Source organism: Pseudooceanicola atlanticus (genome assembly GCF_000768315.1).
Taxonomy (GTDB): Bacteria; Pseudomonadota; Alphaproteobacteria; order Rhodobacterales; family Rhodobacteraceae; genus Pseudooceanicola; species Pseudooceanicola atlanticus.
In genome coordinates, this window is the sequence record NZ_AQQX01000004.1 from 288,364 (window position 1) to 313,158 (window position 24,795).

Here is a 24,795-nt window from a genome sequence, read left to right on the forward strand (position 1 = left end):
TCAGGCGCCTTTTCGCAGGACCCGAGTGATCTCGCCCATGATCGAAACCGCGATTTCGGCGGGGCCCGCAGCACCGATATCGAGCCCGACAGGGGCGTGGATGCGGCCGATCTCGGCCTCGCTAAAGCCCTGACCTTCAAGCCGTTTCACCCGTTTCGCATGAGTCCGCGTCGACCCGAGCGCGCCGATATAGAACGCGTCCGACCGCAGGCCCAGAACGAGAGCCGGATCGTCGATCTTGGGGTCGTGGGTCAGCAGGACGAGCGCGGTGCGGGTGTCGATGCCCTCGCGGGTCAGAACCTCGTCCGGGTAGTCCTCCAGGATGCGTTCCCCAGGGAAACGGTTCTCGGCGGCGAAGGCGGGGCGCGGGTCGATGATGACCGGGTCGTAGCCCGCGATGCGCGCCATCGGCAAAAGGGCCTGAGCGATATGCACGGCCCCCACCACCATCATCCGCAGCGGCGGGTTGTGGATGGCGACGAAGGTCGTGCCGTCCTCGAGGAAGGCAGACCGATCGGCGCGGAACTTTTCTTCATGCGTTTCAAAGCCTTCCAGGCGACGTTCCCAGGTTTGGGTGTCGATCACATGGGCCACGGGGCGGCGTTCGGCGCGGGCTTCGCACAGGGCGGCGAGGTGATCTTCGGGCAGGCCGTTTTCGAGGCCCACGGGCTCCAGAAGGATGCGGATCGTCCCACCACAGGCAAGCCCCACGGCAAAGGCGTCATCGTCGGAGACACCATAGGTCAGGATACGGCTGCCACCCTCTTCAAGTACCTCAAAAGCCTCGGTAATTACCGCACCCTCGACGCAGCCGCCAGAGACGGAGCCGACCAGCTCCCCCTCGCCCGAGACGGCGAGCATGGCACCGACGCGGCGCGGTGCGGAGCCCCAGGTTTCGACCACGGTCGCCAGCGCCGCGCCCTTGCCGGCGCGAAACCAGTCGAGCGCCTGTTCGGGTATCTGATCCATGAGACTTCTCCTTTTCCGACCGCGATCGTCGCAGAAAATTCGACCCACCCCAAGTGGCGGAAAGTCGACCCTGCCCCCGATTTTCGGAGGGTCGGTACGACGTCGGTATCGCGTCGGTATTACGTCGGTGCATTTTTGCGCTGGATCAAGACATCATTAACCAATTTCCGGCATGACAGTCCTGCGGCCCATGCATTCCTTTCCGGAACGTCTTCTTCCCCAGTCGGGCCGCGACACTGAAAAAGGCCGGGCAGGTTACCCTGCCCGGCCTCGGAAATGTCCCCGGTCCAGAATGGCCCGGTTCGTATCGCTTAGCTGTCCGTCAGCAGCGTGGTGATGCGGCGCACGGCGGCGCGGCGGTTCTCGCGCTCGGCAGACAGGGTGCGGATCTTCAGGTCGTATTCGCCGTAGCCCTGAACAACCATGTTCTCGGGCGGCACGTCGAAATACTCGGTCAGGGCCAGTGCCACGGATTCGGCGCGGCGGTCGGACAGGGCCAGGTTGTAGCTGGCAGAACCGACGGCATCGGTGTGACCTTCGATCAGGAAGACCTCGCCCGGGTTTTCCTCGATCCGCTGACGCATGGCGGTCCCAAGCGCGGCCAGTTCCTCTGCCTCTTCAGGCCGGATCGCGGAGGAGCCGGTTTCGAAGGTGATGTTGTCCACGTCGATCTCGGGCACCAGCTGGCGCACGGCGTTGATGTTGCGCACCTGGCTGAGCGAGAAGGTACGGTTCACATCGGCCGGCATCTGGGCCTGTAGCGCGGCGCGCAGTTCGTCTTCCTGCGCCTGCTGGAAGTTTATCGAACGGTCGGCTTCGGACACCTGCGGCAGCTGGTTCACCTCGACCCGCTCGACAGTGCGGGTGTCGTCGAAGAGAACGACCTGCTGACCGTCGGGCAGGATGCGCGTGCGGCGCAGCACGGTGCCATCGGCGGCACGGATCGTTTCGATCTGCACGCCATTGTCGCGCGTGGCGACCGTCCGGGTGGAGCCGTCGTCATAGGCAAAGGTGCGCACGTCGGTCCCGGGGCGGCGGATCAGCGTGTCGTCGTTCTTGTAGACACGGTAGGAGCCGTCCGGCTGCTGCACGACCACGCGGTCGCCGGAATTCGACACGACCTCGTTGCCGTTCGACAGGATCTGGCCGACAGCGAGGGCACCAAGACCAAAGAGGGCGATCTTGCCCAGATCGTTCAGGCCTTCATTGTCGTCCAGCTGGTTGGCGACGCCATCATCCTGGGTGTTGGCCGCCTGCTGATCGGTCTCCTGTGCCGTGGTCTGCGCATCGGCCGCGGTCTGGAATTCCTCGGTCGAAGAGCGGGTGTCCTCTTCGGTCACGGTTTCCTCGACCACTTCGGCACCTTCGGTGTCGGTCGCGGTTGCGGCCATGGACCCGGATTGCGCCTCGGCTTCGGCCGCCTGGGCTTCGGCCTGCTGTTCGGCGACGGCCTGCCGGTCGACCTCGGCCTCGGCGGTTGCTTCGCCATCGCTGGCGGTGGCGCCCGCATCGGCAGTCGTTTCGGCATCGGCCGTCGCGTCGGCATCTTGCGCCGTAGCGGTTTCGGCGTCGGTCGCGGCCTCCGCGTCAGCGGCGGTCTCAGCTTCGGCTGCGGTTTCAGCTTCTGCTTCGGTTTCAGCTTCTGCTTCGGCAGCGGCTTCGGCATTGTCTTCGCCGGTCAGCGCGTTACGGACGTTGTCGACGGCCTGTTCAAGCGCGCCGGGCTCTTCCTCGGTCACCGGGGCGGCGTTGGCGTCGGCATTGGCCTCGGCCGTGGCATCCGAATTGGCGTCGGCCGGGGCCTCTGCATTGGCCTGAGCCTCTGCTTCGGCGGCCTGGTCGGCCTCAAGGTCTTCACGAAGGGCATCTGCGGTCTGGTCGACCTCTTCGGTCGCGCCTTCGGCAGCGTCTGCGGCCTGTTCGGTTGCGGCCTCGGTCGTATCGGCGGCCTGCTCGGTCACGGCTTCGGCCGTGTCGGCAGCTTGATCTGCAGTCTGTTCGACCGCCTCGGCAGTTTCCTCGGCGGCGGTTTCAGCCGTCTCGGCGGGCTCTGCGGCGGCTTCAGCCTGGGCGTTGGCGTTGGCCTGCCCCTCGGCATTCGCGTTGGCCTGGCCCTGACCGCCAGCATTGCCGGCATTATCGTTCACGTCGCCGTTGCCGGTCACCTGGTCCACGGTGTCCTGAACCGCGTCCACGGCCTGGCCGAGCAGCCCCTTGGCCTCGCCCTCGGCCTGTTCGGGGAGGGATTGGGCCTCTGCGGCCTGCATCTCTTCCAGTTTCTTCAGCTTGAGGGCCTCGATCTCGGCCTCGGTCATGCCCTCGGTGTTCACCTCGAGTTCAACGTCGTCGAGCGTGACCTGGGCAATGGCGGCATGCGGAACCGCGAGGCTGAGGCTCAGCACGATCGCGGTGGTCGATTTCAGAAATGTTCCGGTCATGGGGTGTAGTCCTTTCCTGGGCCGCATCGGGCGGCGCTTAGGAAAGCAACGTCGGATCATCGCAATAAGTTCAATGTTATCGGATAGCGCGAGGGATTTCAGCCTCTTAGCGCAGCCAGCATCCGGGCTTTTTCGCCCATGTCATCGGGGCGCGACAGCGATTGGGCGAGGTCTTCGATGGAAGCGATGGAGTGCCCGGCCCGAAACGTGTCCACGTGCGGCATCATCGCGGCGATGCCCCGGGCGCGCGGCGCGAAGCCGTCATAGCGCAACAGCGGGTTGAGCCAGATCAGGCGCCGCGACGACAGGTGCAGGCGCTGCATTTCATGGGCCAGCGCATCCGGGTCCCCCCGGTCGAGCCCGTCGGTGATCAGCAGGACAACCGCCCCCTGCCCCATGACGCGGCGCGACCAATCGCGGTTGAAGGCGTGCAGGCAATCGCCGATCCGGGTGCCGCCTTCCCAATCCTGCGCCTCCGCCCCGGCGGCGGCGAGCGCGGCATCGACGTCGCGATTGGCGAGGTGGCGGGTGATGTTGGTGAGACGCGTGCCGAAGGTGAAGGCGTGGACCTTGGCCCAGCCGGCGCCTTTTTCATTGGCCACCGCGTGCAGGAAATGCAGCACCATCCGCGAATATTGCGACATGGAGCCGGAGATGTCGCAGAGCGTGACCAGCGCGGGCCAGCGGGTGCGCGGGGTCATGCGGGCAAGGCTTTGGATTTCGCCGCCCGTGCGCATCGCCGCGCGCAGGGTGCGGGCGCCGTCGATCCGCGCGCCGCGGGCGCTGGACTGGCCGCGACGAGTCTTGAGCGGAGTGACCGGCAGCGTGAGCCGCGAGAGCATCCGCTTCGCGCGGGCGATTTCCTCGGTCGACATCTGTTCGAAATCGAGTGAGCGCAGGCGCTCTTCCTCGGACATGGTGAGGGAGGCGTCGACCTCGATCGTGGTCTCCTCCTCGCTCTCGTCCTGCTCGGGCCGGTCGACGGGGGCATCGGCGCCGTCGAGCAGCGCCTCGGCGGCACGTTTTTCGGCGGCTTCAGCGGCGCGTTCCTCGGCCACACCGCGCAGGGAGGGCAGCATCATGGACATCATGTGTTCCATGTATTGCGGGTCGCGCCAGTAGAGCCGGAAGACCTGGTTGAAGATCTGCCGGTGATCCGGGCGGGAGACGAAACAGGCGTGCAGGGTCCAGTAGAAGTCGGATTTCTCGGTGAAGCCCGCGGCCTCGACCGCGCGGATGGCGTCGATCACCCGGCCGGGCCCGATGGGCAGGCCGGCCTTGCGCAGGGCGCGGGCGAAATGGGTGATGTTCTCCGCCAGGCGGGGATGTTCGGGCAGGTCGAGTTGCGGGAATTCGGGCATCAGGTCAGGCCGGGGTTCGGGTGGAGAGGTCGCACAGGTGGGGGATTTTGCATCCCCCACACCCCCGGCAGGATATTTGGGGCCAGATGAAAGGGGCGCGCGCGCCGGGTGGCAAGCGGAATAGCTTGCTCGCCTCCGATGGAGGGCAAGCGATCTTGCCTGCTTTCAGGCAGTGGATATGCAGGCCGGATGGTCACGGGTAGCGACTGATTTCGATGAGATTGCCATCGGGATCGTTGAAATAGACCGAAGTGAACGGCCCGCGGGCGCCGGTCTTTTCCACCGGGCCTTCGACGATCGGGACGCCCTCGGCAGTCAGGCGGGCGATCGTGTCCTCGGGGGCCGCGTCGGTAAGCAGGCAGAGATCGCCGGAGCCGATACAGGCATGGTTGCGCGTTTCCTGGCCCAGCGATTGCAGGTTGATCTTCTGCGCGCCGACCTGGAGGGCCAGACGGCCCTCGCCGAAACGGACCACCCGAAGCCCCAGCACACGGGCATAGAAGGCCGCGGCCCTTTCGGGGTCGCGGACGGTGAGGACGAGGTGGTCTATGCTCTGGATCATCTATGCCACGCGCGCCGATCAGGCCGGGCCGATACTGGCGCGGGCCTCGTCCAGAAGGCGCTTGGCCTCGGACCCTTGCAGGCGGGCGATGTCGTCCTGGTATTTCAGGATCGCGCCCAGCGTGTCGGCGATGGTCTGCGGCGACAGCTCGATCACGTCGAGGGCGAGCAGGCATTTGGCCCAGTCGATGGTTTCCGCGACGCCGGGTTTCTTGAAGATATCCTCGGTGCGCAGGCGCTGGACGAAGGCCACGACCTCGCGCGAGAGGGTGTCGGCGGCCTCGGGCGCGCGGGCGGTGAGGATTTCCATCTCGCGGGCGAAATCGGGGTAATCGACCCAGTGATAGAGGCAGCGGCGCTTGAGCGCGTCGTGAACCTCGCGCGTGCGGTTGGAGGTGACGATGACGATGGGTGGTTCCGGTGCCTTGATCGTGCCAAGCTCGGGGATGGTCACCTGGAAATCCGAGAGCGCCTCGAGCAGGAAGGCCTCGAAGGGTTCGTCGGTGCGGTCGAGCTCGTCGATGAGCAGGACGGGCGGGCCGGCGGGATCGGGGCGCATCGCTTGCAGAAGCGGGCGTTCCGTCAGGTAGTCGGGGCTGAAAAGCTCTGCCTGGAGGGCGTCGCGGTCGGCGCTGCCCGAGGCCTCGGCCGTGCGGATCGCCACCATCTGGGCCGGGAAGTTCCATTCGTAGACGGCAGAGGCCGCGTCGAGCCCTTCGTAGCATTGCAGGCGGATCAGGCGGCGACCGAGGCCGGCCGCGATGGCCTTGGCGATCTCGGTCTTGCCGGTGCCGGGTTCACCTTCGAGGAAAAGCGGCTTGCCGAGGGTCAGGGCCAGGAAGACCACGGTGGAGAGCGCGCGGCCCGCCACGTAATCCTGGCCTGCCAGCATGTCGCCGACCGCCTCGATGCTGTTGGGTATCGTCATGTGGACCTCCGTCGGGGAAGAGTGCATGGGCGGGGCGGAGCGTCAAGGGCCGGAGGGTTGTACTTTAGGCGCAGGGGGACGCGGGACGCGCGGGCAGCGTTGACGGCGCGGCAGGCAAATGCGAAACTGCGCCCAAGTAATTAACGATGGGTCGGGCATAAAGCTGCGACCCACGCAACCCGGGCAGCTATCGGGCCGATATAATGATTGTTCACGTCCCCTTACAGGCGGGGGTGCAGCCATGCGCATAACCGCCGTGACCTGTGTGAAGAACGAAGGTCCCTTCCTGCTGGAATGGATCGCGTTCAACCGACTGATCGGCGTGACCGATTTCCTGTTCTATTCCAACGATTGCGACGATGCGACGGACCGGATGCTGGATGCTCTGGCCGGGCATGGCGTGGTTGTGCACCTGCCCAACCCCGCCGAGGGGCGCAATTACCAGATGGAAGCGCTGAAGGATGCGCGCAAGCAGCCCGTCCTGGCCGAGGCGGACTGGGCCTGGGTGGCGGATGTGGACGAGTTCCTGAACATCCATGTAGGCGATCACACGATCCCCGCCCTGATCGAGGCCTGCGGCAATCCGCAGGCGATTTCGCTGAATTTCCAGTTCTTTGCCAATGCCGGGATCGAGGGGTTCGAGGACCGCCCGGTGATCGAGCAGTTCACCCGCTGCCACAACCCCGACATCTGGTGCGGCGAGTTCGCGATCGAGGTGAAGAGCCTGGTGCGCAGCGACTTCCCGCTGCAATATTTCGGCGCGCATCGCCCGTTCTTCAAATCCAAGCTGCCGCCGAAAAAGCGGCCCTCCTGGACCGACGGGTCGGGGCGGAACGTGCCGCACAAGTTCCTGATCGCCGCCAATGAACGCCGGATCCGCAAGTTCCCGGCCCAGGGCGCGCGGACCCTGGCGACGCTGAACCATTATGCGCTGCGGTCTCTGGACAGCTACCTGGTGAAGAACGACCGGGGCGACGTGAACCGCGAACACCGCGCCTTCGACGACACCTATTGGCGCGAGCGCAACGATATCGCGGCCGAGGATCGCTCGATCCACCGCTACCTGCCCGCGCTGCACAAGGAAATGGACCGACTGAAGGCCCTGCCCGGCATCGGCGCGCTGCATGACGAGGCCTGTGACTTGCACAGGGCCAAGCGCGACGCGCTGCTGGCGCAACCCGAATACCAGGCGATGAAACAGCAGCTGAAGGAGGCCGGCACGATCTGTCCGGCGGAAGAGGCACTGCTGATCTCGCTGGGGCTGACGCCGCCGCCCTCGCCCTATGCCTTGGCAGAGCCGGAGGCCACCGGATGAGCCCGCGCCTGCGGGTGATCAATCTGGGCCTGCCGAAATCGGGCACCACGACCCTGGCCCGCGCCCTGCGCCGGGCCAACCTGCATGTCGCCGATCACCGCATCCAGCCGCAGCAGACCGCCCGCGAAGACCTGCACGAGGTGTTTGTCGGCGACCTGCTGTATCGCGGGCTTTACCACGCGGATGATCCGCTGGCCGACTTGGACGAGTTCGACGCGCTGAGTGAGATCTCGGCCCTGCGGGAGCGGCATCCGATCTGGCCGCAGACCGATTGGGGGCTGATCGAGGCGATCCGCGCCTGTCATCCCGGCGTCCGTTTCGTGGCGACCTGGCGCGATCCGCTGGAGCTGAGCAATTCGATGCTGGCCTGGACCAACATGGTGACCCGGCTGGAACGCGCGGCGATCCCCGGCCTGCCGGTTGGCTATGGCGAGACGACGGCGGAGCGTGTGCGCTGGATCGAAGGGCATTATGCCACGCTGGAGCGGTTCTTTGCGGGCGATCCGCATTTCCTGCACCTGCCCGTCGGGGCGGAGGATGCGCGGGACCGGCTGGCCGCCTTCATCGGGCGCGACGTGCCGTGGTGGGGTCAGGCCAACCGCAACACGAACCCCGATCTGCCCGAGGATGATGCGGCCAGGGGCGACGGGACCGATGACGATGCCGACGGGACCGGGGCCGAGACCGTCAGGGAGACGGATGAGACATGAAGATTCACCTGCATATCGGGCTGGACCATTGCGGTGCCCAGCGTCTTCAGGACGTGCTGGCCGAGAAACGCTCGCAGCTTGAGGGCAAGGGCGTCCTGTTTCCGCGCACGCCGGGCGCGAAGAACCACACCCGCCTGTTCATGGCCGTCACGGCGCCCGATGCGGTGGACCCTCTGCGCTTCAACCGCGGCTTCATCACCGAGGAAAAGCAGACCGCCCTGCGCGACCAGATCGCCGAGGGTCTGGCCCGCGACGTGGAGGCCGCGAAGCCCGAGGTGCTGATCCTGTCGGCCTCGCAACTGGGCACATCGCTGACCAGCCGGGCGGAGCTTGAGACGCTGCGCGACCTGCTGACCCCGCTGAGCAAGGACATCACCGTCACCGCCCATGTGGACGAGCCGGCGCGCCTGCTGGCCCGGGCCTATGCCGCGCAGGTGATGGAGGGGCGCGCCCGCGGGCTGGACCTGGAAACCGGCCTGGTCGATGCGCCGGACTGGTGGGAGGCCTGCCTGGCCCTGGCCCCTGATCCGGCCGCGGAACGCGGCCAGTTTCCCAACATCCAGACCCCGGCCTTCTGGCTGGATTACCAACGCCTCGTGCGCCATTGGGAGGCGACCTTCGGCGCGGGATCGGTACGGCTGCGCAGCTATGATCCCGACCGTTTCACCGGCCCCGACGTGGTCGACGAACTGGCCGCCTGTTTCGACATCACCGAACAATTCGGCAAGGCCGATCCCTGGACCCCGCCGGCAGAGCCCTCGGCCGCCTGGGTGGCGCGCTCGCGGCAGATGAACGACCTGCTGCTGCGCCTGCTGTCCGAGGGCAAGCACGTGCTGACGCGCACCTACTGGAAGCGGTTCATGGACGAGATCGCCATCGACGGCCCGCCGATCGCCTCCGGCACGCTGGGCTTGATATCGGATCGGTTCGCGCGGGATCGCGAGGGTCTGTGCGCCGCGCATCCCGGGCTGGACCCGGCCCGGATGGAACCCGACGCCCCCGAAGGCCCCTGGCGGGAGGCCGGAACGCGCAACGGCTACCGCGCCTCGCAATACCTGCTGGGCTGGATGTGGCGGGTCGAGCGCAGCACGGCCGACCATGCCAAGGCCAAGCTGGCCGATATCGCCGAACTGAACGGCGAAGCCCCGCAGGGTGAGACACGGGCGAAGATCAAGGAGGCCGTGACCCCCGAGGCGATGAAGATCATGTCGCCGCTGGCGCTGGAGAAATTCGCCTCGCTCCAGACCTCGTCGTTCAAGCCGCATAACCGGCTCGGCCGCGTCAACGAGGAAGAACTGGCCGCCCCGTTCGAACCTGCCTATCCCACTGCGCCCGCCCCGGTCCGGCCCCTGCCCGCGGGCAGCACGGGCCGCGTCATCGTCGGCTGCATGAAGAACGAGGCGCCCTATATCCTGGAATGGATCGCCTATCACCGCGCGGTCGGCTTCGACACCTTCCTGATCTACACCAACGATTGCACCGACGGGACCGACAAGATCCTGGCCCGGCTGGACGAGCTGGGCATTGTCCACCATCGCAACAACGACAAGTGGGAAGGCAATTCGCCCCAGCAATACGCGCTGGACAATGCGCTGGAAGAAGACGTGATCCGCAACGCGGAATGGATCGCCCATATCGACGTGGACGAATTCGTCAACATCCGCTGCGGCAATGGCACGCTGGACGATTTCTTTGAACGGGTGCCGGCGGCGACCAACGTGTCGATGACCTGGCGGCTGTTTGGCCATAACGGCGTGACCGCGCTAGAAGACCGACCGGTGATCGAGCAATTCACCGCCTGCGCGCCGAAATACTGCCCCAAGCCGCATACGGTCTGGGGCTTCAAGACGATGTTCCGCAATATCGGCGCCTACGAGAAACTGTCCTGCCACCGGCCCAACAAGCTGGTCGATGACAAGATCGACCAGGTGGCCTGGGTCAACGGCTCCGGCCTGCCCACCACCAAGGAGCAGATCAAGAACGGCTGGAGAAGCTCCAAGAAATCAATCGGGTATGACCTGATCCAGTTGAACCATTACGCGCTGCGGTCGGCCGAAAGTTACCTTGTCAAACGGCAAAGGGGGCGAGCCCTGCATGTCGACCGGTCGATCGGGCTGAACTACTGGATCCGGATGGACTGGAGCAATTACACCGACGTCACGATCACCCGGAACCTGCCCCGCCTGCGCGCCGAGATGGGCGCGCTGATGGCCGATGACACGCTACGCGGGCTGCACGAGGCAGGCTTCGCCTGGCACAAGGCCAAGGCCGAGGAATTGCACGGCATCCCCGAATTCCAGGAGCTGTACGAACAGGCGCTGGAGATCAAGCTGACCGAGACGGAACGGGTCGCCATCGCGCTGGCCCTCGACCTGGAGAGCTGAGCATGGATGGCAGCCAGTACGATCCCGCGGTGATGTTCCCCGGCTCTTCCGATCTGAAGAAGCGCGAGGCGCTGGCGCGGCAGAAGAAACCGACGCATGTGACGTCCTACGGGGTCCGGTTCGCCACCGACATGCCAGTGCTGAAGCCGCGGGTGCGGCGGGCGCTGGCGGATGAGGTCTATGAGCTGAACGAGACCCGCGCGGCGCTGGCCGTGGTGAAACCCGGCGAGAGGGTCGTCGAACTGGGCGCCGGGCTGGGCTACATGTCTTCGGTCATCGCGCGGAATTGCCGCCCGTCCGCGGTGCATGCCTTCGAGGCCAATCCCGACCTGATCCCCTGCATCCGTCGCGTCCATGCGGAAAACGACCTGTCGGATGTGCGCGTGCATCATGCGCTGCTGGGCGAAGTGGCGGGCGAGGCCCCGTTCTACATCCGCCGGAACTTTGTCGCGTCATCGCTGTCGCCCGAGCCGTCGCAGGGCGTGGTGCGGGTCGAGCGGGTCCCGGTCCTGCCGGCGCGCGAGACGATCCGCGACCTCGCCCCGGATGTGCTGATCTGCGATATCGAGGGTGCGGAGCTGCGTGTACTGCCGTTGCTGGACCTGTCCGGGCTGCGCGCCGCCATCGTGGAACTGCACCCCCAGATCATCGGCCATCGCGGGGTCGGCGCGATCTTCGACCTGTTCCACGGGGCGGGGCTGATCTACCACGCGAAACGGTCCTGCGCGAAGGTCGTCTCCTTCGTCCGTCCCGCCTGATGCGCTGTCTTGCCGTTCTGACCGTGCGCAACGAGGGCGCCTTCCTGCTGGAATGGCTGGCCCATCACCGCGCGGTCGGGTTCACCGATTTCCTGGTGTTTTCAAACGATTGCCAGGACGGGACCGATGCGATCCTCGACCGGTTGGAGGAGATGGGGCAGATCACCCATATCCGCAACGATGGCCCCTATGACCAGGGCGGCATCCAGTTCACCGCCTACAAGGCCGCCGACAAGATGGAGATCGTGAAACAGGCGGACTGGATCCTGACCCTGGACGTGGACGAGTTCGTCAACATCCACGTGGGCGACCGGACCCTGCCCGCCCTGTTCGACGCCCTCCCCGAGGCCCACGCGATCACCCTGACCTGGCGGTTGTTCGGGTGCGCGGGCCAGGCGCGGTTCAAGGACGAGCCGGTCACGCAGACCTTCCTGCGTGCGGCCCCCGTCAAGATGTACTGGCCCTGGCGATCGGCCATGTTCAAGACGCTCTATCGCAATGACGGGACCTATCGGAAAATGGGGGTGCATCGTCCGCGCTCGCCCGATCCGGACCGGGTCGAGGCCGCGCGCTGGTTCGATGGCGAGGGCCGGGAACTGGACGCGAAATTCCGCACGCAGAGGATTTTCAGCAATTACGGCCGGTCGAATTACGGGCTGGTCCAGTTGAACCATTATCCGCTGGGCGCGATGGAGAGCTATATCCTGAAGGCCGCGCGCGGGCGGGCCGTGCATTCCGATCACATGCTGGGCGTCGACTACTGGGTGGAGCGGAATTTCAACCAGGAGGAAGACCGCTCGATCCTCGACATGTCCGACCGGATGCAGGCCGAGCTTACCCCCCTGAAGGCCGATCCGGAGCTTGCCAGGTTGCACGAGGCCGCGGTGACCTGGCGGCGAGACAAGTTCGAGGAACTGATGATGCTGGAGCCCTATCGCGCGCTCTTTGGCCGGCTTCTGATGACCCCGCCAACCCGTGCCCTGCCGATGAACGAGGCCCGATTCCTGGTGCGCTACGCCAATCTTGCCCGAGAAATGAGCGCAGGCGGCGAAGAAAACGCCTGATCCACATCTGATTATTGAATGTGATCGGAATCCCGAGAAACGCCATTAACCAACTTTAAAGTTGTGTTAACGTTGCGTCGGGACAATTGAAGTACGCAGTAATTCTTGGGGGCTGCCATGCGAGACGACGTCTTGCCCAATATGGATCTGTCTGGATTGTCCAAATCCGATTGGATCCAGCGTATCGGTGACATTGCGGAACTGACGGGGTATTTTCAGCCCCTCGGCGACGACCATTTCGCGACTTTCGTGGATCAGGGCCGCGTGTTGCTGGTGACATTCGAAAAGATCGACACGATCCGCGGGATGACAGATGCGGCACAGCCACTGGGCTGGCCGATCGCGCGGCGCGAGGGCTGGTCGCATCTGCTGCTGGCCTGCGACGGTGACACCTGGTTCCGCGATCCGCAGGTTTACGGCTATTTCGACCGGCTGTGCGATGATGGGTTCTTCGAGGATTTTGACCGCGTGGTTTTCTACGGCGCCGGAGATTGCGGTTACGCGGCGGCGGCGTTTTCTGTGGCCGCGCCCGGGGCGACGGTGATCCTCGTGAACCCGCAGGCGACGCTGGACGCGGAAGTGACCGGATGGGACACGCGATTCGTCGGCCAGCGGCGGCGCAACTTCACCGACCGTTACGGCTATGCGCCCGACATGATCGACGCCGCCGAACAGGCGCACGTCTATTTCGACCCTGACGTGATGCTGGACGCAGTGCATGCCGCGCTTTTCGCCCGACCCAACGTGCATCTGCATCCCTGGCGCGCGGGGGCCGATCTTCAACAAGCGTTGATACTGAGTGGACAGCTAGAGCCGATCCTAAACGCGGCAGCCCGTGGGGAGCTCTCAAGGGCCATCTTGGGCCGGATCGGGCGGTCTCGGCGCGATTATCGCCCGTATTTGAAGCGTCTGGTCGCACGGCTGGAGGCTGCGGGGCACAACGACCTAGACCGTATCGTATGCCGCAACGTGACCGCGCGGATGAAAGCGCCTGGATTCAAGAAAAGGCTGAAGCGGCTGGAGACCCCTCCTGTCCCGGCAGTCGGAGACGGGCAAAGCAGCCAAACCGGCGCATGACCCTTCCCAAGTGCGGATGGCTTGTGTAAGCGCATCGTCATGACCAGCAGCCTGACCATCCGCCGCCCCGACGACTGGCACCTTCACCTGCGCGACGGCGCGATGATGGAGGCCGTCCTGCCCGAAACCGCCCGCCATTTCGCGCGTGCGATCATTATGCCGAACCTGGTGCCGCCGGTGGTGACCGGGGCGCAGGCCGCGTCCTATCGCGACCGGATCCTGGCCGCCCTGCCCGAGGGCATGAGCTTTGAGCCGCTGATGACGCTCTACATGACCGAGGAGACCGATCCCGATGATGTGGCCGCAGCCTACGAGGCGGGCATCGCACGCGCAGTGAAACTCTATCCGGCCGGGGCCACGACCAATTCGGCCTCGGGCGTGCGGGATTTCGACAAGGTCCGCCCGGTGATGGAGCGGATGGCCGAGATCGGCATGCCATTGTGCATGCATGGCGAGGTCACCGATGCCGAGATCGACATCTTCGACCGCGAGGCGGTGTTCATCGAACGCGTGCTCGATCCGATCCGCCAGGCGGTGCCGGGGCTGAAAGTGGTGATGGAGCACATCACCACCGCGCAGGCCGCCGATTACGTGCGCGCGAATGCCGACGGGCTGGGCGCGACGATCACGACGCATCACCTGATCATCAACCGCAACCATATCCTGGTGGGCGGGATCAAGCCGCATTACTACTGCCTGCCCGTCGCCAAGCGCGAGATCCACCGCGAGGCGCTGGTGGCCGCCGCGACCTCGGGCGATGCGCGGTTCTTCCTGGGCACCGACAGTGCGCCGCATCCCGATCACCTGAAGGAACATGCCTGCGGCTGTGCCGGGTGTTTTACCGCGACCAACACGATGCCGCTGCTGGCGCATGTCTTCGAACAGGCCGGGGCGCTGGACTTCCTGGAAAGCTTCACCTCGCTGCACGGGCCGGCCTTCTACGGGTTGCCCGCGAATACCGGGACGCTGAGCCTGGCCAAGTCGGACACGCCCACCGTCTTCCCCGACAAGATCGAGAGCGCGACCGGACCGGTCACCGTCTTCGACCCCGGGTTCGACGTGCATTGGTCGGTCACCGACTGACACTCACCGCCCCCTGCCCCTGCGCCGAGATTTCCGAAAAGGCCCGACCATGATCCCCAGTTCCTACCCCGCCGCCGAAGAGATCGCCCGCCTGAGCGCCGGGATGCTGCTGGATATCGAGGCGGTCCATTTCAACGCGCGCGAGCCCTACACCTACGCCTCCGGATTGCAGGGCCCGACCTATATCGACTGCCGCAAGCTGATCTCGTTCCCGCGCATCCGCTCGACCCTGATGGATTTCCTGACGGTCACGGTGATGCGCAATGCCGGGCTGGAAAGCTTTGACAATATCGCGGGCGGCGAGACGGCGGGCATCCCCTTTGCCGCTCTGGTGGCCGAACGCATGGCTCTGCCGATGACCTATGTGCGCAAGAAGCCCAAGGGCTATGGCCGCAACGCCCGGATCGAAGGCGCGATGAGCGAGGGACAGCGGGTGCTGCTGGTCGAGGATCTGACCACTGATGGCGGCTCCAAGATCAGCTTTGTCGACGCGATCCGCGACACCGGGGCCAGCTGTGCCCATACGGCGGTGATCTTCTATTACGACATCTTCCCGGAGACGACGAAGACGCTGGGCGATCATGGCGTGACCCTGCATCACCTGTGCACCTGGTGGGATGTGCTGGCCGAAGCGCGCCGCCGCGGCGCCTTTGACACCGAGACGCTGGACGAGGTCGAAAGCTTTCTCAAGGCGCCGCGCGCCTGGCAGGAGGCCCGCGCCAAGGGCTGAGCCCGGCGAAACGATTCGAGTGTGACGCGGGTTTCATGCATGGATCGCCCCGTCACGCGATCAATTTGCGCATGGCTTACCTTGGGTCAATTTTGGGTAAGTTAATACGCCCTCGTATGCTTTCCGCATGGCGGCATATCGAATGAGCAGGTTTCCCCCAGCCTTTCGCAAAATCGGGGAAAGCGGGCGACAAATGCCACCAGATATGGTAGCGTGGAAACATACATCGCTTATCCACAGCTTTTCCAGATTGCGTGAATATGGGCGCATCCGGTAACTCAAATTCCTACCAAGGCATGGTCGGACTGGGACAAGACCAAAGGTCGAACCGACGTGCTGGGGAAGACGAAGGACAGGCAAGGGGCTGGGGTGACGGTGCGCCGAGACGCGCCGCACTCCCGGGTTCCCTATTCGACGGGACGGGGCCAGGCAGATGAACGAGATCACGACTTTCAACGCCACCGGCGTGCAGGCACCGGACGTGTCGCAGGCCGACACGATGCCGCATTCGATCGAGGCGGAACAGCAGCTGCTGGGCGCGCTGCTGACCAACAACGACACCTATGACCGCATCGCGCAGGTCATCAACGCCGACCATTTCTACGAACCCGTACACGGCCGTATCTTCGAAGTCGCCGCCGCACGGATCGCCAAGAACGCGCTGGCGACCCCGGTCACGCTGAAGGCTTTCCTCGAAGACGACGAAGGGCTGAAGGAACTGGGCGGGCCGGCCTACCTGGCGCGCCTCGCCGGTGCCGCCATCGCCGCCTACGCGGTCCGGGATTACGCGCAGATCATCTATGACCTGGCGATCCGGCGCGAGCTGATCGGCCTGGGCCAGGACATCATGGCCGAGGCCAAGCGTGTCGACGTCAAGAACGAGCCCAAGGAACAGATCGTCGCCGCCGAACAGAAGCTGTACAAGCTTTCGGAACAGGGCTCGGCCGAGCGCGGGTTCCAGTCCTTCCTCTCCGCAGTGACCGAGGCCGTGAACGTCGCCAACGCCGCCTACCAGCGCGAAGGCGGGCTGGCCGGTGTATCGACCGGGCTGCTGGACATGGACAAGAAGCTGGGCGGCCTGCACAAGTCGGACCTTCTGATCCTCGCGGGGCGTCCGTCGATGGGCAAGACCTCGCTGGCCACCAACATCGCCTTCAACGTCGCCAAGGCCTATCGTCGCGGTCGCCTGCCCGATGGCAGCGAAGGCGCGGTCGAGGGCGGCGTGGTCGGGTTCTTCTCGCTCGAGATGAGCGCGGAACAGCTGGCCGCGCGGGTCCTGGCGGAAGCCTCGGAAATCTCGTCCCACAAGATCCGCCAGGGCGACATGTCCGAGACCGAGTTCCGCCGCTTCGTCGAGGCGGCCAAGACGCTGGAAGCCTGCCCGCTCTTCATCGACGATACCCCGTCGATCCCGATCGCGCAGCTGGCTGCCCGGGCGCGGCGCCTGAAGCGGATCCACGGGCTGGACCTGCTGATCGTCGACTACCTTCAGCTGGTGCGCGGCACGGCGGAGAACCGGGTCAACGAGATCGCCGAGATCTCCATGGGCCTGAAGGCCATCGCGAAGGAGCTGAACATACCCGTCATCGCGCTGTCGCAGCTGTCGCGCCAGGTGGAAAGCCGCGACGACAAGCGGCCGCAGCTGTCGGACCTGCGGGAATCGGGCTCGATCGAACAGGATGCGGACTGCGTCATGTTCGTGTTCCGCGAGGAATATTACGTGGAGCGGGAAAAGCCCTCGGATGACCGGCTGGACGAAATGGCCGCCTGGCAGGACCGCATGGCCAACCTGCACGGCAAGGCCGAGGTGATCATCGGCAAGCAGCGTCACGGCCCCATCGGGTCGGTCGAGCTGAGCTTCGAGAGCGAGTTCACCCGCTTCGGCAACCTGGTCAAACCCTGGCAGAACAGCGCCGATTCCGACTACTGATGATCCGGATCGAGCGCATTACCGGGGACAATGCCGGCCTGCTGGCCAATATCGCCGGGGATGTGTTCGACGGGCCGATCCAGGCCGAGCGACTAAGCGCGGTGATCGCGTCCGAGATGCACCTGCTGCTGGTCGCGGTCGAGGGTGACCTGGTCGTGGGCCAGTGCCAGGCGATGATCCTGCTGGGCCCGGACCGCCCCCCTGCCCTGTACGTGGAAAACCTGGGCGTCACGCCCGAGTTCCGCCGCCAGGGCATCGCGCGCGAATTGATGATGCGCGCCTTTGGCATCGGCAAGCAGGCTGGCTGCGACCGCGGCTGGCTGGGCGTGGAGCCGGATAGCGAAGCCGCGCGGCCCTTCTATGCCTCGCTGGGCCTGAATTTCGAGACCGTCGAGTTTGCCGATTTCGCCCTGAGCTGAGGCATCCCCGCTTCACCTTTTCGTGCGGATGCCGGTTTGTCTGGACAGCGCGGGGTCCCGGGCGGGACACTGGATCATGCTTCGTATCCTTGCCCTGATCGTCGCCCTCGCCCCCGCATATCTGCAGGGCGCAGGGCCTGCCGCCGCCCAGATGGAACCCTACGATCCCAATTCCATCGAGGTCGATGTCGAATTGCTGCTGCTGGTGGACGTGTCGCGGTCCATGTCCCTGAACGAGCTGGACATCCAGCGCCGTGGCTATGCCGAGGCCTTGCTGTCGGACGAGGTGCTGGGCGTCATCGCCGACGGGATGCTGGGCCATATCGCCGTGTCCTACGTGGAATGGGCGGGCGCCTATTCGCAGCGGGTGGTCATGGACTGGACGATCATCCGCAGCCGTGAGGATGCCACGATTTTTGCCGAGGCGCTGACCAACCATATCGCGCCGGGGATGCGGCGGACCTCGATTTCTTCCGCGCTGATGATGGGGGCCGAGCATTTCCGCGACAACGGCTATACCGGGTTGCGCCGGGTCATCGACATCTCGGGCGACGGGCCCAACAATGCCGGGCGTCCGGTGCTGATCGCGCGGAACCGGGTGCTGGAACAGGGCATCATCATCAACGGCCTGCCGCTGATGACGCAGGAGGGCACCGGATCGCAATGGCAGTTGGATGACCTGGACCTCTATTATGCCGATTGCGTGATCGGGGGGCCGGGCAGTTTCGTGATCCCCGTCACCGACTGGTCGGAATTTGCCGCCGCCGTGCGCAAGAAGCTGGTGCTGGAAATCGCTGCCGCCCCGGTTCCGCCGAAACGGGCCGAGGCGCGGATCATCAAGGCGCAATCCGGCGGCTATGATTGCCTGATCGGCGAGAAGATCTGGGACAATTACATGCGCGGTTGGGAGCCCTGATCGGCGGCCTGTCGCCGGACCGTTCGCCAGACAGTTCAGGCCACCCCACGGGCGGCATCTGCCCATTGCATGACCGCCTGCGATCACAGGCCGCGACACACGCCCGGCGGACCGGGAGGGGCGGCGATCTTACCTCTTGCGCCTTACCTCTGCCCCGGCCACAAAGCACCCCATGAGCACTGCCCGCCTGACCATCGACCTCGACGCGCTTGCCGCCAACTGGCGCGCGCTGGATGCCGTGTCTGCCGACACGACCGAAACCGCCGCCGTCGTGAAGGCCAACGGCTATGGGCTGGGCGCGCAGCCGGTCGCCCGCGCCCTGGCCAAGGCCGGCGCCCGGCGCTTCTTTGTCGCCGTGGCAGAGGAAGGCGCCGCCATCCGCGAGGCACTTGGCCCCGGCGTCGAGATCAACGTCTTCTCGGGGCACATGCGCGGCGATACGGACATGATCCGCGATCTGAACCTGGTGCCGATGATCAATTCGATCGACCAGATGCTGCGCCACGTTGAGGCCCTGCCCGGCCATCCTTTCGGCATCCAGCTGGACACCGGCATGAACCGCCTGGGGATGGAGCCCGCCGAATGGGCCGCCCTGCGCGAGATCGCGCTGGAACAGAACCCCACGCTGATCATGTCGCACCTGGCCTGCGCGGACGAACCCGATCACGACATGAACCTGATGCAGCTTCAGGCCTTCCGCGAGATGACTGACGGGCTGGCCGTGCCGCGGTCCCTGTCGGCGACAGGCGGTATCCTGATGGGGCCGGAGTTTCATTTCGACGTGACCCGCCCGGGCATCGGCCTGTATGGCGGGCTGCCCTACGAAGAGGCGCTGACCGTCGTTCGCCTGGATCTGCCGGTGATCCAGCTACGCGAGCTGGAAGCCGGGGAAACCGTGGGCTATGGCAACACCTGGACCGCGCCGGGCCCTACGGTGATCGCCACCGTCGCGGCGGGCTATGCCGATGGCATCCACCGGATCATCGGCCCGAACACGCATCTTTTTGCCGGTGACGTCCCCTGCCCGATCCGCGGCCGCATCTCGATGGACCTGATCGGGGTCGAGGTCACCCACCTGACCGAGGAACCCGGCGGCCTGACCCTGCTGGGTCCGCAGCAAAGCGTCGACATGATCGCCGATAATGGCGGCACGATCGGCTACGAGGTTCTGACCTCGCTCGGTGGTCGGATGACGCGGCGCTACAAGGGGGGCTGACGCCGTGATCCGGTTGCTGGGAGGCATTGGCGCGCAGGTTCTGGCGATGCTGGCGGTGATCGGACGGGTCACGCTCTATGCCCTGTTGACGCTTCGCCACCTTGTCACCCCGCCCTTCTATGCCCGTGAATTCGGATCGGCACTGCTGCAGATCGGTTGGCTGTCGCTGCCCGTCGTCGGGCTGACCGCCTTTTTCACCGGCGGCGCACTTGCCTTGCAGATCTATGCCGGCGGGTCGCGCTTCGACGCGGAGGCCGTGGTGCCGCAGATCGTCGCCATCGGCATGGTCCGCGAACTGGGGCCGGTGCTGGTCGGGCTGATGATCGCGGCGCGGGTGACTTCGTCCATCGCCGCAGAGATCGCGACGATGAAGGTCACCGAACAGATCGACGCGCTGGTCACGCTGTCCACCCATCCGATGAAATATCTGACCGTGCCCCGCGTTCTTGCCGCCTTTGTCACCGTCCCGCTGCTGGTGGGGATCGGAGACATCATCGGCATCTTCGGCGGCTACACGGTGGCGGTGCGGTCGCTGGGCTTCAACGCCTCGACCTACCTGCAGAACACGGTGGATTTCCTGGAACCGCTCGACCTGATCTCGTCGCTGGTCAAGGGCGCCGCCTTCGGCGTGATCGCGGCACTGATGGGCTGCTATTCGGGGATGAATTCGGGCCGTGGCGCGCAGGGCGTGGGCCGGGCGACCAAGTCCTCGGTCGAGGCGGCGTCCGTGCTGATCCTGGCCGCGAACTTCCTGCTGACGGGGGTCTTCTTCTCGATATGATCCGCTTCGACGATGTCCACAAGGCGTTCGGCGCCAACCAGGTCCTGCGGGGGCTGACGCTCGAGGTGCCGAAGGGCGAGAGCATGGTCATCATCGGCGGCTCTGGCACGGGCAAGTCGGTGGCGCTGAAATGCGTGCTGGGGCTGGTGCAGCCCGATCGCGGGCTGATCGAGGTCGATGGCCGTGACGCGACCGAAGGTGACCGCGATGCGTTCCTTGCGCGGTTCGGGATGCTGTTCCAGGGCGGCGCGCTGTTCGACAGCCTGCCGGTCTGGCAGAACGTCGCCTTCCGCCTGCTGCGCGGAGAGCTGAAACGCCCCAAGGCCGAGGCCCGCGAGATCGCGGTCGAGAAATTGCGCCGCGTCGGGCTGAGCCCCGATGTCGCCGACCGGTTCCCGGCGGAATTGTCGGGCGGGATGCAGAAACGCGTGGGCCTGGCGCGGGCGATTGCCGCGGACCCCGAGATCATCTTTTTCGACGAACCGACCACGGGGCTGGACCCGATCATGGCCGGCGTCATCAACGACCTGATCCGCGAGATCGTGGTCGAGATGGGCGCGACGGCAATGACGATCACCCATGACATGACCTCGGTCCGGGCCATCGCGGACCGGGTGGCGATGCTGCATGGCGGGAAGATCCGCTGGACCGGGCCGGTGGCGCAGATGGACAATTCAGGCGATCCCTATCTCGACCAGTTCATTCATGGTCGGGCCGAGGGGCCGATCGCCGCCGTGCGCTAGACGCCTCTGGTATCCGCGCCTGCGCCGCCCCATCTGCTAGGGATGCGCGTGACCGTGATCCTGAACCTCGCCCTCCTGGTGCTTTTCCCGCTGTCCTGGGCTGCGCCGCTGGTGCGGGCGGGATTGCTGCCCTTGTTCGGATTGTCCGAGATCTCGGTCCTGTCGGGCATCGCGTCGCTCTGGCAGACCGATATCGCGCTGGCCCTGCTGGTGGCGCTGTTCGCGCTGGTCGCTCCGATGGCCAAGACGCTGGCGCTGGCGTTGATCCATGCGGGCCGCGCCCCTGCCACCTGGTTGCCGGCGCTTGGCTGGCTGGGGCGGCTGGCGATGGCCGATGTGTTCCTGATCGCGCTCTATATCACCCTGGCCAAGGGCATCGGCATGGGCCGGATCGAAACCGCCTGGGGGCTCTATCTCTTCACCGGATGCATCCTGGCATCGCTCTTCGTTTCGGCCCGGACCAAGCGGGCGATGGCGTAAAGCGGGACGCGTTAGGGAACTCTTTGACGATTTGCGCGTAGATAAGCGAAGAACCGCCGATCACGCGGGTCTGTAGCCAGGGAGTGCCGCGCCATGACGATCCAAGCCTTGAAGACCGCAACCGCCACTGCCCAAGCCGTCCTGCAGCCGATCGGCGTTGCCGCGATCCTTCTGACGACCTTGGGGCTTATCACGCTGACGGGCCTTGCCTTTGGCGGCGTGGTGCCCTGGCCGGAATTCTCGGTCACCTATGCCGGGGCCGAATACCAGGCGGGCATGATCGCCCAGATCGCGCTGACCGGCCTGATGGTCGTGCTGTGCACCTACCTGCCCGGCACGATGCGCGTGCAGCGACTGGAAACGACGCATCGCCGGTTCCACATGAACATGGAGGACGTGACCCGCGCCTACCATGCCGCCCATGCCGCCGACAGCGCGGGCAAGTTCCAGACCCGGCATGAATTCGACGCGGTGCGCGAACGCATCGCCTATCTGCGCGACCACCCGGACCTTGAAGGGCTGGAGCCGCAGATCCTCGAGATCGCCGCGCAGATGAGCCAGGTGAGCCAGGATCTGGCCGACACCTATTCCGACGAGAAGATGGAGCGCGCCCGCGGCTTCCTGCGCCAGCGCCAGGAAGAGGTCGCCCGCTTCGAACAGCGGCTGGAACAGGCACGGGCCGCAGTGCTTGAGATCAGCCATTGGGCCCGCCAGGTCGAGATGGAGGAATCGGTCGCGCGCAGCCAGCTGGACCGCCTGCAGGACGAGTTGCGCGACGTCATGCCGGAACTGCTGCCCGCCGCCGCGCGCACAAATCCCGCGCAGGACCGCATCATCGACCTGTCGACCCGCGCCGTCGCCAATCGCATTCCCGGCGAATGACGCTTCCCCCAGCGGGTTGAATTGGCCCCGATGCGCCGCTTGGGCGCGGGCTGGCAATTGACCTGATCTGCCCCCTCGGGCACAAGACTTGGCATGGCCAAAGCTGTCGTCTCCTATACCTGCCAATCCTGTGGCGAACATTTCACGAAATGGTCCGGGCGCTGCGACAATTGCGGCGAGTGGAACACCATCGTGGAGGAAAAGCCGCTGGCCTCCGGCCCCGGAAAGGCGCTGACCGGCAAGCGTGGCCGCGCCCTGGCGTTGACCGACCTCTCGGCGAAGGAAGCGCCGCCGCCGCGCACCGCGTCGGGCCTGGCCGAACTGGACCGGGTGCTGGGCGGCGGGCTGGTCCCGGCCTCGGCCATCCTGGTGGGGGGCGATCCGGGCATCGGGAAATCGACGCTGTTGTTGCAGGCCGCGGCGCGCTTTGCCTCCAACGGATTGAAGACATTCTACATTTCGGGCGAAGAGGCCTCGGCCCAGGTGCGGCTGCGCGCGGCGCGGCTGGGGCTGCAGGAGGCGCCGGTCAAGCTGGCGACCGAAACCTCCCTGCGCGACATCATGACGACGCTGGACGAGGAGCGCCCCGACCTGGTCATCATCGATTCGGTACAGACCATGTGGTCCGACACCGTCGACAGCGCGCCGGGATCGGTCAGCCAGGTGCGGTCCACCGCGCAGGAGCTGACGACCTTTGCCAAGCGGCGCGGATCGGCGGTGATCCTGGTGGGTCACGTCACCAAGGAAGGCCAGATCGCCGGCCCCCGCGTGGTCGAGCACATGGTCGACACGGTGCTGTATTTCGAGGGCGAGCGCGGCCACCAGTTCCGGATCCTGCGCAGCGTCAAGAACCGCTTCGGCCCCGCGGATGAGATCGGCGTGTTCGAGATGACCGGCACCGGCCTGTCGGAGGTCACCAATCCCTCTGCCCTTTTCCTGAGCGAGCGCGGCACGCCCGCGCCCGGATCGGTCGTCTTTGCCGGGATCGAGGGGACGCGCCCTGTCTTGGTGGAATTCCAGGCCCTTGTCGCGCCCACCCCGCATTCCCAGCCGCGCCGCACGGTGGTGGGCTGGGATGGCGGACGGCTGGCGATGATCCTGGCCGTACTGGAGGCGCGCTGCGGCATCCCCTTTGCCGGGCTCGACGTCTACCTCAACGTCGCGGGCGGGCTGAAGGTCAGCGAACCGGCCGCCGACATGGCCGTGGCCGCAGCGCTTCTTTCGGCGCGCGAAGACACGGCATTGCCTGCCGAAAGCGTGGTCTTTGGCGAGATTTCCCTCTCGGGTGCGCTGAGACCGGTGGGTCAGACCGAAAACAGGTTGAAAGAAGCGGAAAAACTTGGTTTCTCCTCAGCCATCGTCCCGGCGGGCGGCAAGTCCAGCAGCCGGGACGGAATGCGCCTGATGGAGATGCCGGATCTGACGGCCGTGGTGGGCGAGATTTTTGGCGCCGGTTGAGCGCACAGGCAGAAGGACGGGCGGATGGAAGGTTTCACTGTAGTCGATGCGATCGTGGCGGCGGTCATCATCCTGTCGGCGCTGCTGGCCTATTCGCGCGGCCTTGTCCGCGAGGCGCTGGCCATCGGCGGATGGATCGCGGCCGGCATCCTGGCCTTCATCTTTGCCCCGCAGGTGCAGCCGCTGGTCAAGGAAGTCCCTTTCATCGGCCCCTTCATCTCGGACAATTGCGAATTGTCGATGATCACCGGCTTTGCCGCGGTCTTTGCCGTGGTGCTGCTGATCGCGTCGCTCTTCACGCCCTTGTTTTCCTCGGTCATCCAGCGGTCAGCCCTGGGTGGGCTGGACCAGGCGCTTGGCTTTCTCTTCGGCGTGGCGCGAGGGCTGCTGCTGGTGGCGATCGCCTTCTTCGTCTACGAGACGATCTTTGCCACCCAGCACACTGCCGTGGTCGACGAAAGCCGCTCTGCCCTGGTCTTCGGCCAGCTGACCGGCCGGATCGAGCAGGAAAACCCGCAGGAAGCGCTCGGCTGGGTGACCCGCCAGTACGAACAGCTGATCGGCACCTGCGAGAGCTGATCGCGCCTTTGAC

General features: G+C 65.6%; 23 protein-coding genes. 18 read left to right on the forward strand and 5 right to left on the reverse strand.

Going from position 1 to position 24,795, the window contains the following annotated elements:
* From ATO9_RS12425 to ATO9_RS12445, 5 genes are all read right to left on the reverse strand, one after another.
* Positions 1–969, reverse strand: a complete 969-nt coding sequence (locus ATO9_RS12425; RefSeq protein ID WP_043749302.1) for an XdhC family protein — start codon at positions 967–969, stop codon at positions 1–3.
* Between the two features lie 311 nt (positions 970–1,280).
* The gene (locus ATO9_RS12430; protein WP_043749305.1) at positions 1,281–3,407 is read right to left on the reverse strand and encodes an OmpA family protein; all 2,127 of its coding nucleotides are present in this window, start codon (positions 3,405–3,407) and stop codon (positions 1,281–1,283) included.
* Positions 3,408–3,505: 98 nt separating this feature from the next.
* Complete coding sequence (locus tag ATO9_RS12435) at positions 3,506–4,768, reverse strand: vWA domain-containing protein (protein WP_043749308.1); 1,263 nt, start codon at positions 4,766–4,768, stop codon at positions 3,506–3,508.
* 193 nt (positions 4,769–4,961) lie between these two features.
* Complete coding sequence (locus ATO9_RS12440) at positions 4,962–5,330, reverse strand: VOC family protein (protein ID WP_043749312.1); 369 nt, start codon at positions 5,328–5,330, stop codon at positions 4,962–4,964.
* Positions 5,331–5,348: 18 nt separating this feature from the next.
* Positions 5,349–6,257, reverse strand: coding sequence for an AAA family ATPase (locus ATO9_RS12445; RefSeq protein ID WP_043749314.1), 909 nt, complete (start codon positions 6,255–6,257; stop codon positions 5,349–5,351).
* 241 nt (positions 6,258–6,498) lie between these two features.
* On the opposite strand from ATO9_RS12445, the gene ATO9_RS12450 reads away from it, so the two are divergent.
* The 18 genes from ATO9_RS12450 (at position 6,499) to ATO9_RS12535 (ending at position 24,782) form a co-directional block, all read left to right on the forward strand.
* On the forward strand, positions 6,499–7,572 hold the full coding sequence (locus tag ATO9_RS12450) for a glycosyltransferase family 2 protein (RefSeq protein WP_043749317.1): 1,074 nt from the start codon (positions 6,499–6,501) through the stop codon (positions 7,570–7,572).
* Positions 7,569–8,282 carry a sulfotransferase family protein gene (locus ATO9_RS12455; protein WP_202902135.1) on the forward strand — a complete coding sequence of 238 codons (714 nt, stop codon included), beginning with the start codon at positions 7,569–7,571 and terminating at the stop codon, positions 8,280–8,282. Before ATO9_RS12450 ends, ATO9_RS12455 begins: the two co-directional genes overlap by 4 nt.
* Entirely contained in the window at positions 8,279–10,666 is a 2,388-nt protein-coding gene (locus ATO9_RS12460; protein WP_043749320.1) for a glycosyltransferase family 2 protein, read from the forward strand. The genes ATO9_RS12455 and ATO9_RS12460 overlap by 4 nt, the downstream gene beginning before the upstream one ends.
* Positions 10,667–10,668: 2 nt before the next feature.
* A complete protein-coding gene (locus ATO9_RS12465) occupies positions 10,669–11,424 on the forward strand; it encodes an FkbM family methyltransferase (protein ID WP_052418283.1) in 756 nt (251 codons plus the stop codon).
* Positions 11,424–12,488: a glycosyltransferase family 2 protein gene (locus tag ATO9_RS12470; RefSeq protein WP_052418284.1), complete on the forward strand. Its 1,065-nt coding sequence runs from the start codon at positions 11,424–11,426 to the stop codon at positions 12,486–12,488. The genes ATO9_RS12465 and ATO9_RS12470 overlap by 1 nt, the downstream gene beginning before the upstream one ends.
* Before the next feature lie 117 nt (positions 12,489–12,605).
* Positions 12,606–13,565: a hypothetical protein gene (locus ATO9_RS12475; protein WP_052418285.1), complete on the forward strand. Its 960-nt coding sequence runs from the start codon at positions 12,606–12,608 to the stop codon at positions 13,563–13,565.
* Between the two features lie 39 nt (positions 13,566–13,604).
* Positions 13,605–14,648 carry a dihydroorotase gene (gene pyrC, locus ATO9_RS12480; RefSeq protein WP_043749322.1) on the forward strand — a complete coding sequence of 348 codons (1,044 nt, stop codon included), beginning with the start codon at positions 13,605–13,607 and terminating at the stop codon, positions 14,646–14,648.
* Between the two features lie 49 nt (positions 14,649–14,697).
* Entirely contained in the window at positions 14,698–15,378 is a 681-nt protein-coding gene (locus tag ATO9_RS12485) for an orotate phosphoribosyltransferase (RefSeq protein WP_043749325.1), read from the forward strand.
* Positions 15,379–15,811: 433 nt separating this feature from the next.
* Positions 15,812–17,308: a replicative DNA helicase gene (locus tag ATO9_RS12490; protein WP_043749329.1), complete on the forward strand. Its 1,497-nt coding sequence runs from the start codon at positions 15,812–15,814 to the stop codon at positions 17,306–17,308.
* Positions 17,308–17,727, forward strand: a complete 420-nt coding sequence (locus ATO9_RS12495; RefSeq protein ID WP_052418286.1) for a GNAT family N-acetyltransferase — start codon at positions 17,308–17,310, stop codon at positions 17,725–17,727. Before ATO9_RS12490 ends, ATO9_RS12495 begins: the two co-directional genes overlap by 1 nt.
* A gap of 76 nt (positions 17,728–17,803) precedes the next feature.
* A complete protein-coding gene (locus ATO9_RS12500) occupies positions 17,804–18,643 on the forward strand; it encodes a DUF1194 domain-containing protein (protein WP_043749331.1) in 840 nt (279 codons plus the stop codon).
* 172 nt (positions 18,644–18,815) lie between these two features.
* Positions 18,816–19,859: an alanine racemase gene (gene alr, locus ATO9_RS12505; protein ID WP_043749333.1), complete on the forward strand. Its 1,044-nt coding sequence runs from the start codon at positions 18,816–18,818 to the stop codon at positions 19,857–19,859.
* Positions 19,860–19,905: 46 nt separating this feature from the next.
* A complete protein-coding gene (locus ATO9_RS12510; RefSeq protein ID WP_052418314.1) occupies positions 19,906–20,640 on the forward strand; it encodes an MlaE family ABC transporter permease in 735 nt (244 codons plus the stop codon).
* Positions 20,637–21,383 carry an ABC transporter ATP-binding protein gene (locus ATO9_RS12515; RefSeq protein WP_043749338.1) on the forward strand — a complete coding sequence of 249 codons (747 nt, stop codon included), beginning with the start codon at positions 20,637–20,639 and terminating at the stop codon, positions 21,381–21,383. The genes ATO9_RS12510 and ATO9_RS12515 overlap by 4 nt, the downstream gene beginning before the upstream one ends.
* Before the next feature lie 42 nt (positions 21,384–21,425).
* Positions 21,426–21,863, forward strand: coding sequence for a paraquat-inducible protein A (locus ATO9_RS12520; RefSeq protein ID WP_043749341.1), 438 nt, complete (start codon positions 21,426–21,428; stop codon positions 21,861–21,863).
* Positions 21,864–21,956: 93 nt separating this feature from the next.
* Positions 21,957–22,745, forward strand: coding sequence for a hypothetical protein (locus ATO9_RS12525; protein ID WP_043749345.1), 789 nt, complete (start codon positions 21,957–21,959; stop codon positions 22,743–22,745).
* 93 nt (positions 22,746–22,838) lie between these two features.
* Positions 22,839–24,203, forward strand: a complete 1,365-nt coding sequence (gene radA, locus ATO9_RS12530; RefSeq protein WP_043749346.1) for a DNA repair protein RadA — start codon at positions 22,839–22,841, stop codon at positions 24,201–24,203.
* Positions 24,204–24,227: 24 nt separating this feature from the next.
* Positions 24,228–24,782, forward strand: a complete 555-nt coding sequence (locus ATO9_RS12535; protein WP_043749348.1) for a CvpA family protein — start codon at positions 24,228–24,230, stop codon at positions 24,780–24,782.
* Positions 24,783–24,795 lie beyond the last annotated feature (13 nt).

What these genes read in the sequence shown, in the direction of transcription:
- ATO9_RS12425 (WP_043749302.1), bottom strand. Translation starts at nt 969, where the DNA reads ATGGATCAGATACCCGAACAGGCGCTCGACTGGTTTCGCGCCGGCAAG.
- ATO9_RS12430 (WP_043749305.1), bottom strand. Translation starts at nt 3,407, where the DNA reads ATGACCGGAACATTTCTGAAATCGACCACCGCGATCGTGCTGAGCCTC.
- ATO9_RS12435 (WP_043749308.1), bottom strand. Translation starts at nt 4,768, where the DNA reads ATGCCCGAATTCCCGCAACTCGACCTGCCCGAACATCCCCGCCTGGCG.
- ATO9_RS12440 (WP_043749312.1), bottom strand. Translation starts at nt 5,330, where the DNA reads ATGATCCAGAGCATAGACCACCTCGTCCTCACCGTCCGCGACCCCGAA.
- ATO9_RS12445 (WP_043749314.1), bottom strand. Translation starts at nt 6,257, where the DNA reads ATGACGATACCCAACAGCATCGAGGCGGTCGGCGACATGCTGGCAGGC.
- ATO9_RS12450 (WP_043749317.1), top strand. Translation starts at nt 6,499, where the DNA reads ATGCGCATAACCGCCGTGACCTGTGTGAAGAACGAAGGTCCCTTCCTG.
- ATO9_RS12455 (WP_202902135.1), top strand. Translation starts at nt 7,569, where the DNA reads ATGAGCCCGCGCCTGCGGGTGATCAATCTGGGCCTGCCGAAATCGGGC.
- ATO9_RS12460 (WP_043749320.1), top strand. Translation starts at nt 8,279, where the DNA reads ATGAAGATTCACCTGCATATCGGGCTGGACCATTGCGGTGCCCAGCGT.
- ATO9_RS12465 (WP_052418283.1), top strand. Translation starts at nt 10,669, where the DNA reads ATGGATGGCAGCCAGTACGATCCCGCGGTGATGTTCCCCGGCTCTTCC.
- ATO9_RS12470 (WP_052418284.1), top strand. Translation starts at nt 11,424, where the DNA reads ATGCGCTGTCTTGCCGTTCTGACCGTGCGCAACGAGGGCGCCTTCCTG.
- ATO9_RS12475 (WP_052418285.1), top strand. Translation starts at nt 12,606, where the DNA reads ATGCGAGACGACGTCTTGCCCAATATGGATCTGTCTGGATTGTCCAAA.
- pyrC (WP_043749322.1), top strand. Translation starts at nt 13,605, where the DNA reads ATGACCAGCAGCCTGACCATCCGCCGCCCCGACGACTGGCACCTTCAC.
- ATO9_RS12485 (WP_043749325.1), top strand. Translation starts at nt 14,698, where the DNA reads ATGATCCCCAGTTCCTACCCCGCCGCCGAAGAGATCGCCCGCCTGAGC.
- ATO9_RS12490 (WP_043749329.1), top strand. Translation starts at nt 15,812, where the DNA reads ATGAACGAGATCACGACTTTCAACGCCACCGGCGTGCAGGCACCGGAC.
- ATO9_RS12495 (WP_052418286.1), top strand. Translation starts at nt 17,308, where the DNA reads ATGATCCGGATCGAGCGCATTACCGGGGACAATGCCGGCCTGCTGGCC.
- ATO9_RS12500 (WP_043749331.1), top strand. Translation starts at nt 17,804, where the DNA reads ATGCTTCGTATCCTTGCCCTGATCGTCGCCCTCGCCCCCGCATATCTG.
- alr (WP_043749333.1), top strand. Translation starts at nt 18,816, where the DNA reads ATGAGCACTGCCCGCCTGACCATCGACCTCGACGCGCTTGCCGCCAAC.
- ATO9_RS12510 (WP_052418314.1), top strand. Translation starts at nt 19,906, where the DNA reads ATGCTGGCGGTGATCGGACGGGTCACGCTCTATGCCCTGTTGACGCTT.
- ATO9_RS12515 (WP_043749338.1), top strand. Translation starts at nt 20,637, where the DNA reads ATGATCCGCTTCGACGATGTCCACAAGGCGTTCGGCGCCAACCAGGTC.
- ATO9_RS12520 (WP_043749341.1), top strand. Translation starts at nt 21,426, where the DNA reads ATGCGCGTGACCGTGATCCTGAACCTCGCCCTCCTGGTGCTTTTCCCG.
- ATO9_RS12525 (WP_043749345.1), top strand. Translation starts at nt 21,957, where the DNA reads ATGACGATCCAAGCCTTGAAGACCGCAACCGCCACTGCCCAAGCCGTC.
- radA (WP_043749346.1), top strand. Translation starts at nt 22,839, where the DNA reads ATGGCCAAAGCTGTCGTCTCCTATACCTGCCAATCCTGTGGCGAACAT.
- ATO9_RS12535 (WP_043749348.1), top strand. Translation starts at nt 24,228, where the DNA reads ATGGAAGGTTTCACTGTAGTCGATGCGATCGTGGCGGCGGTCATCATC.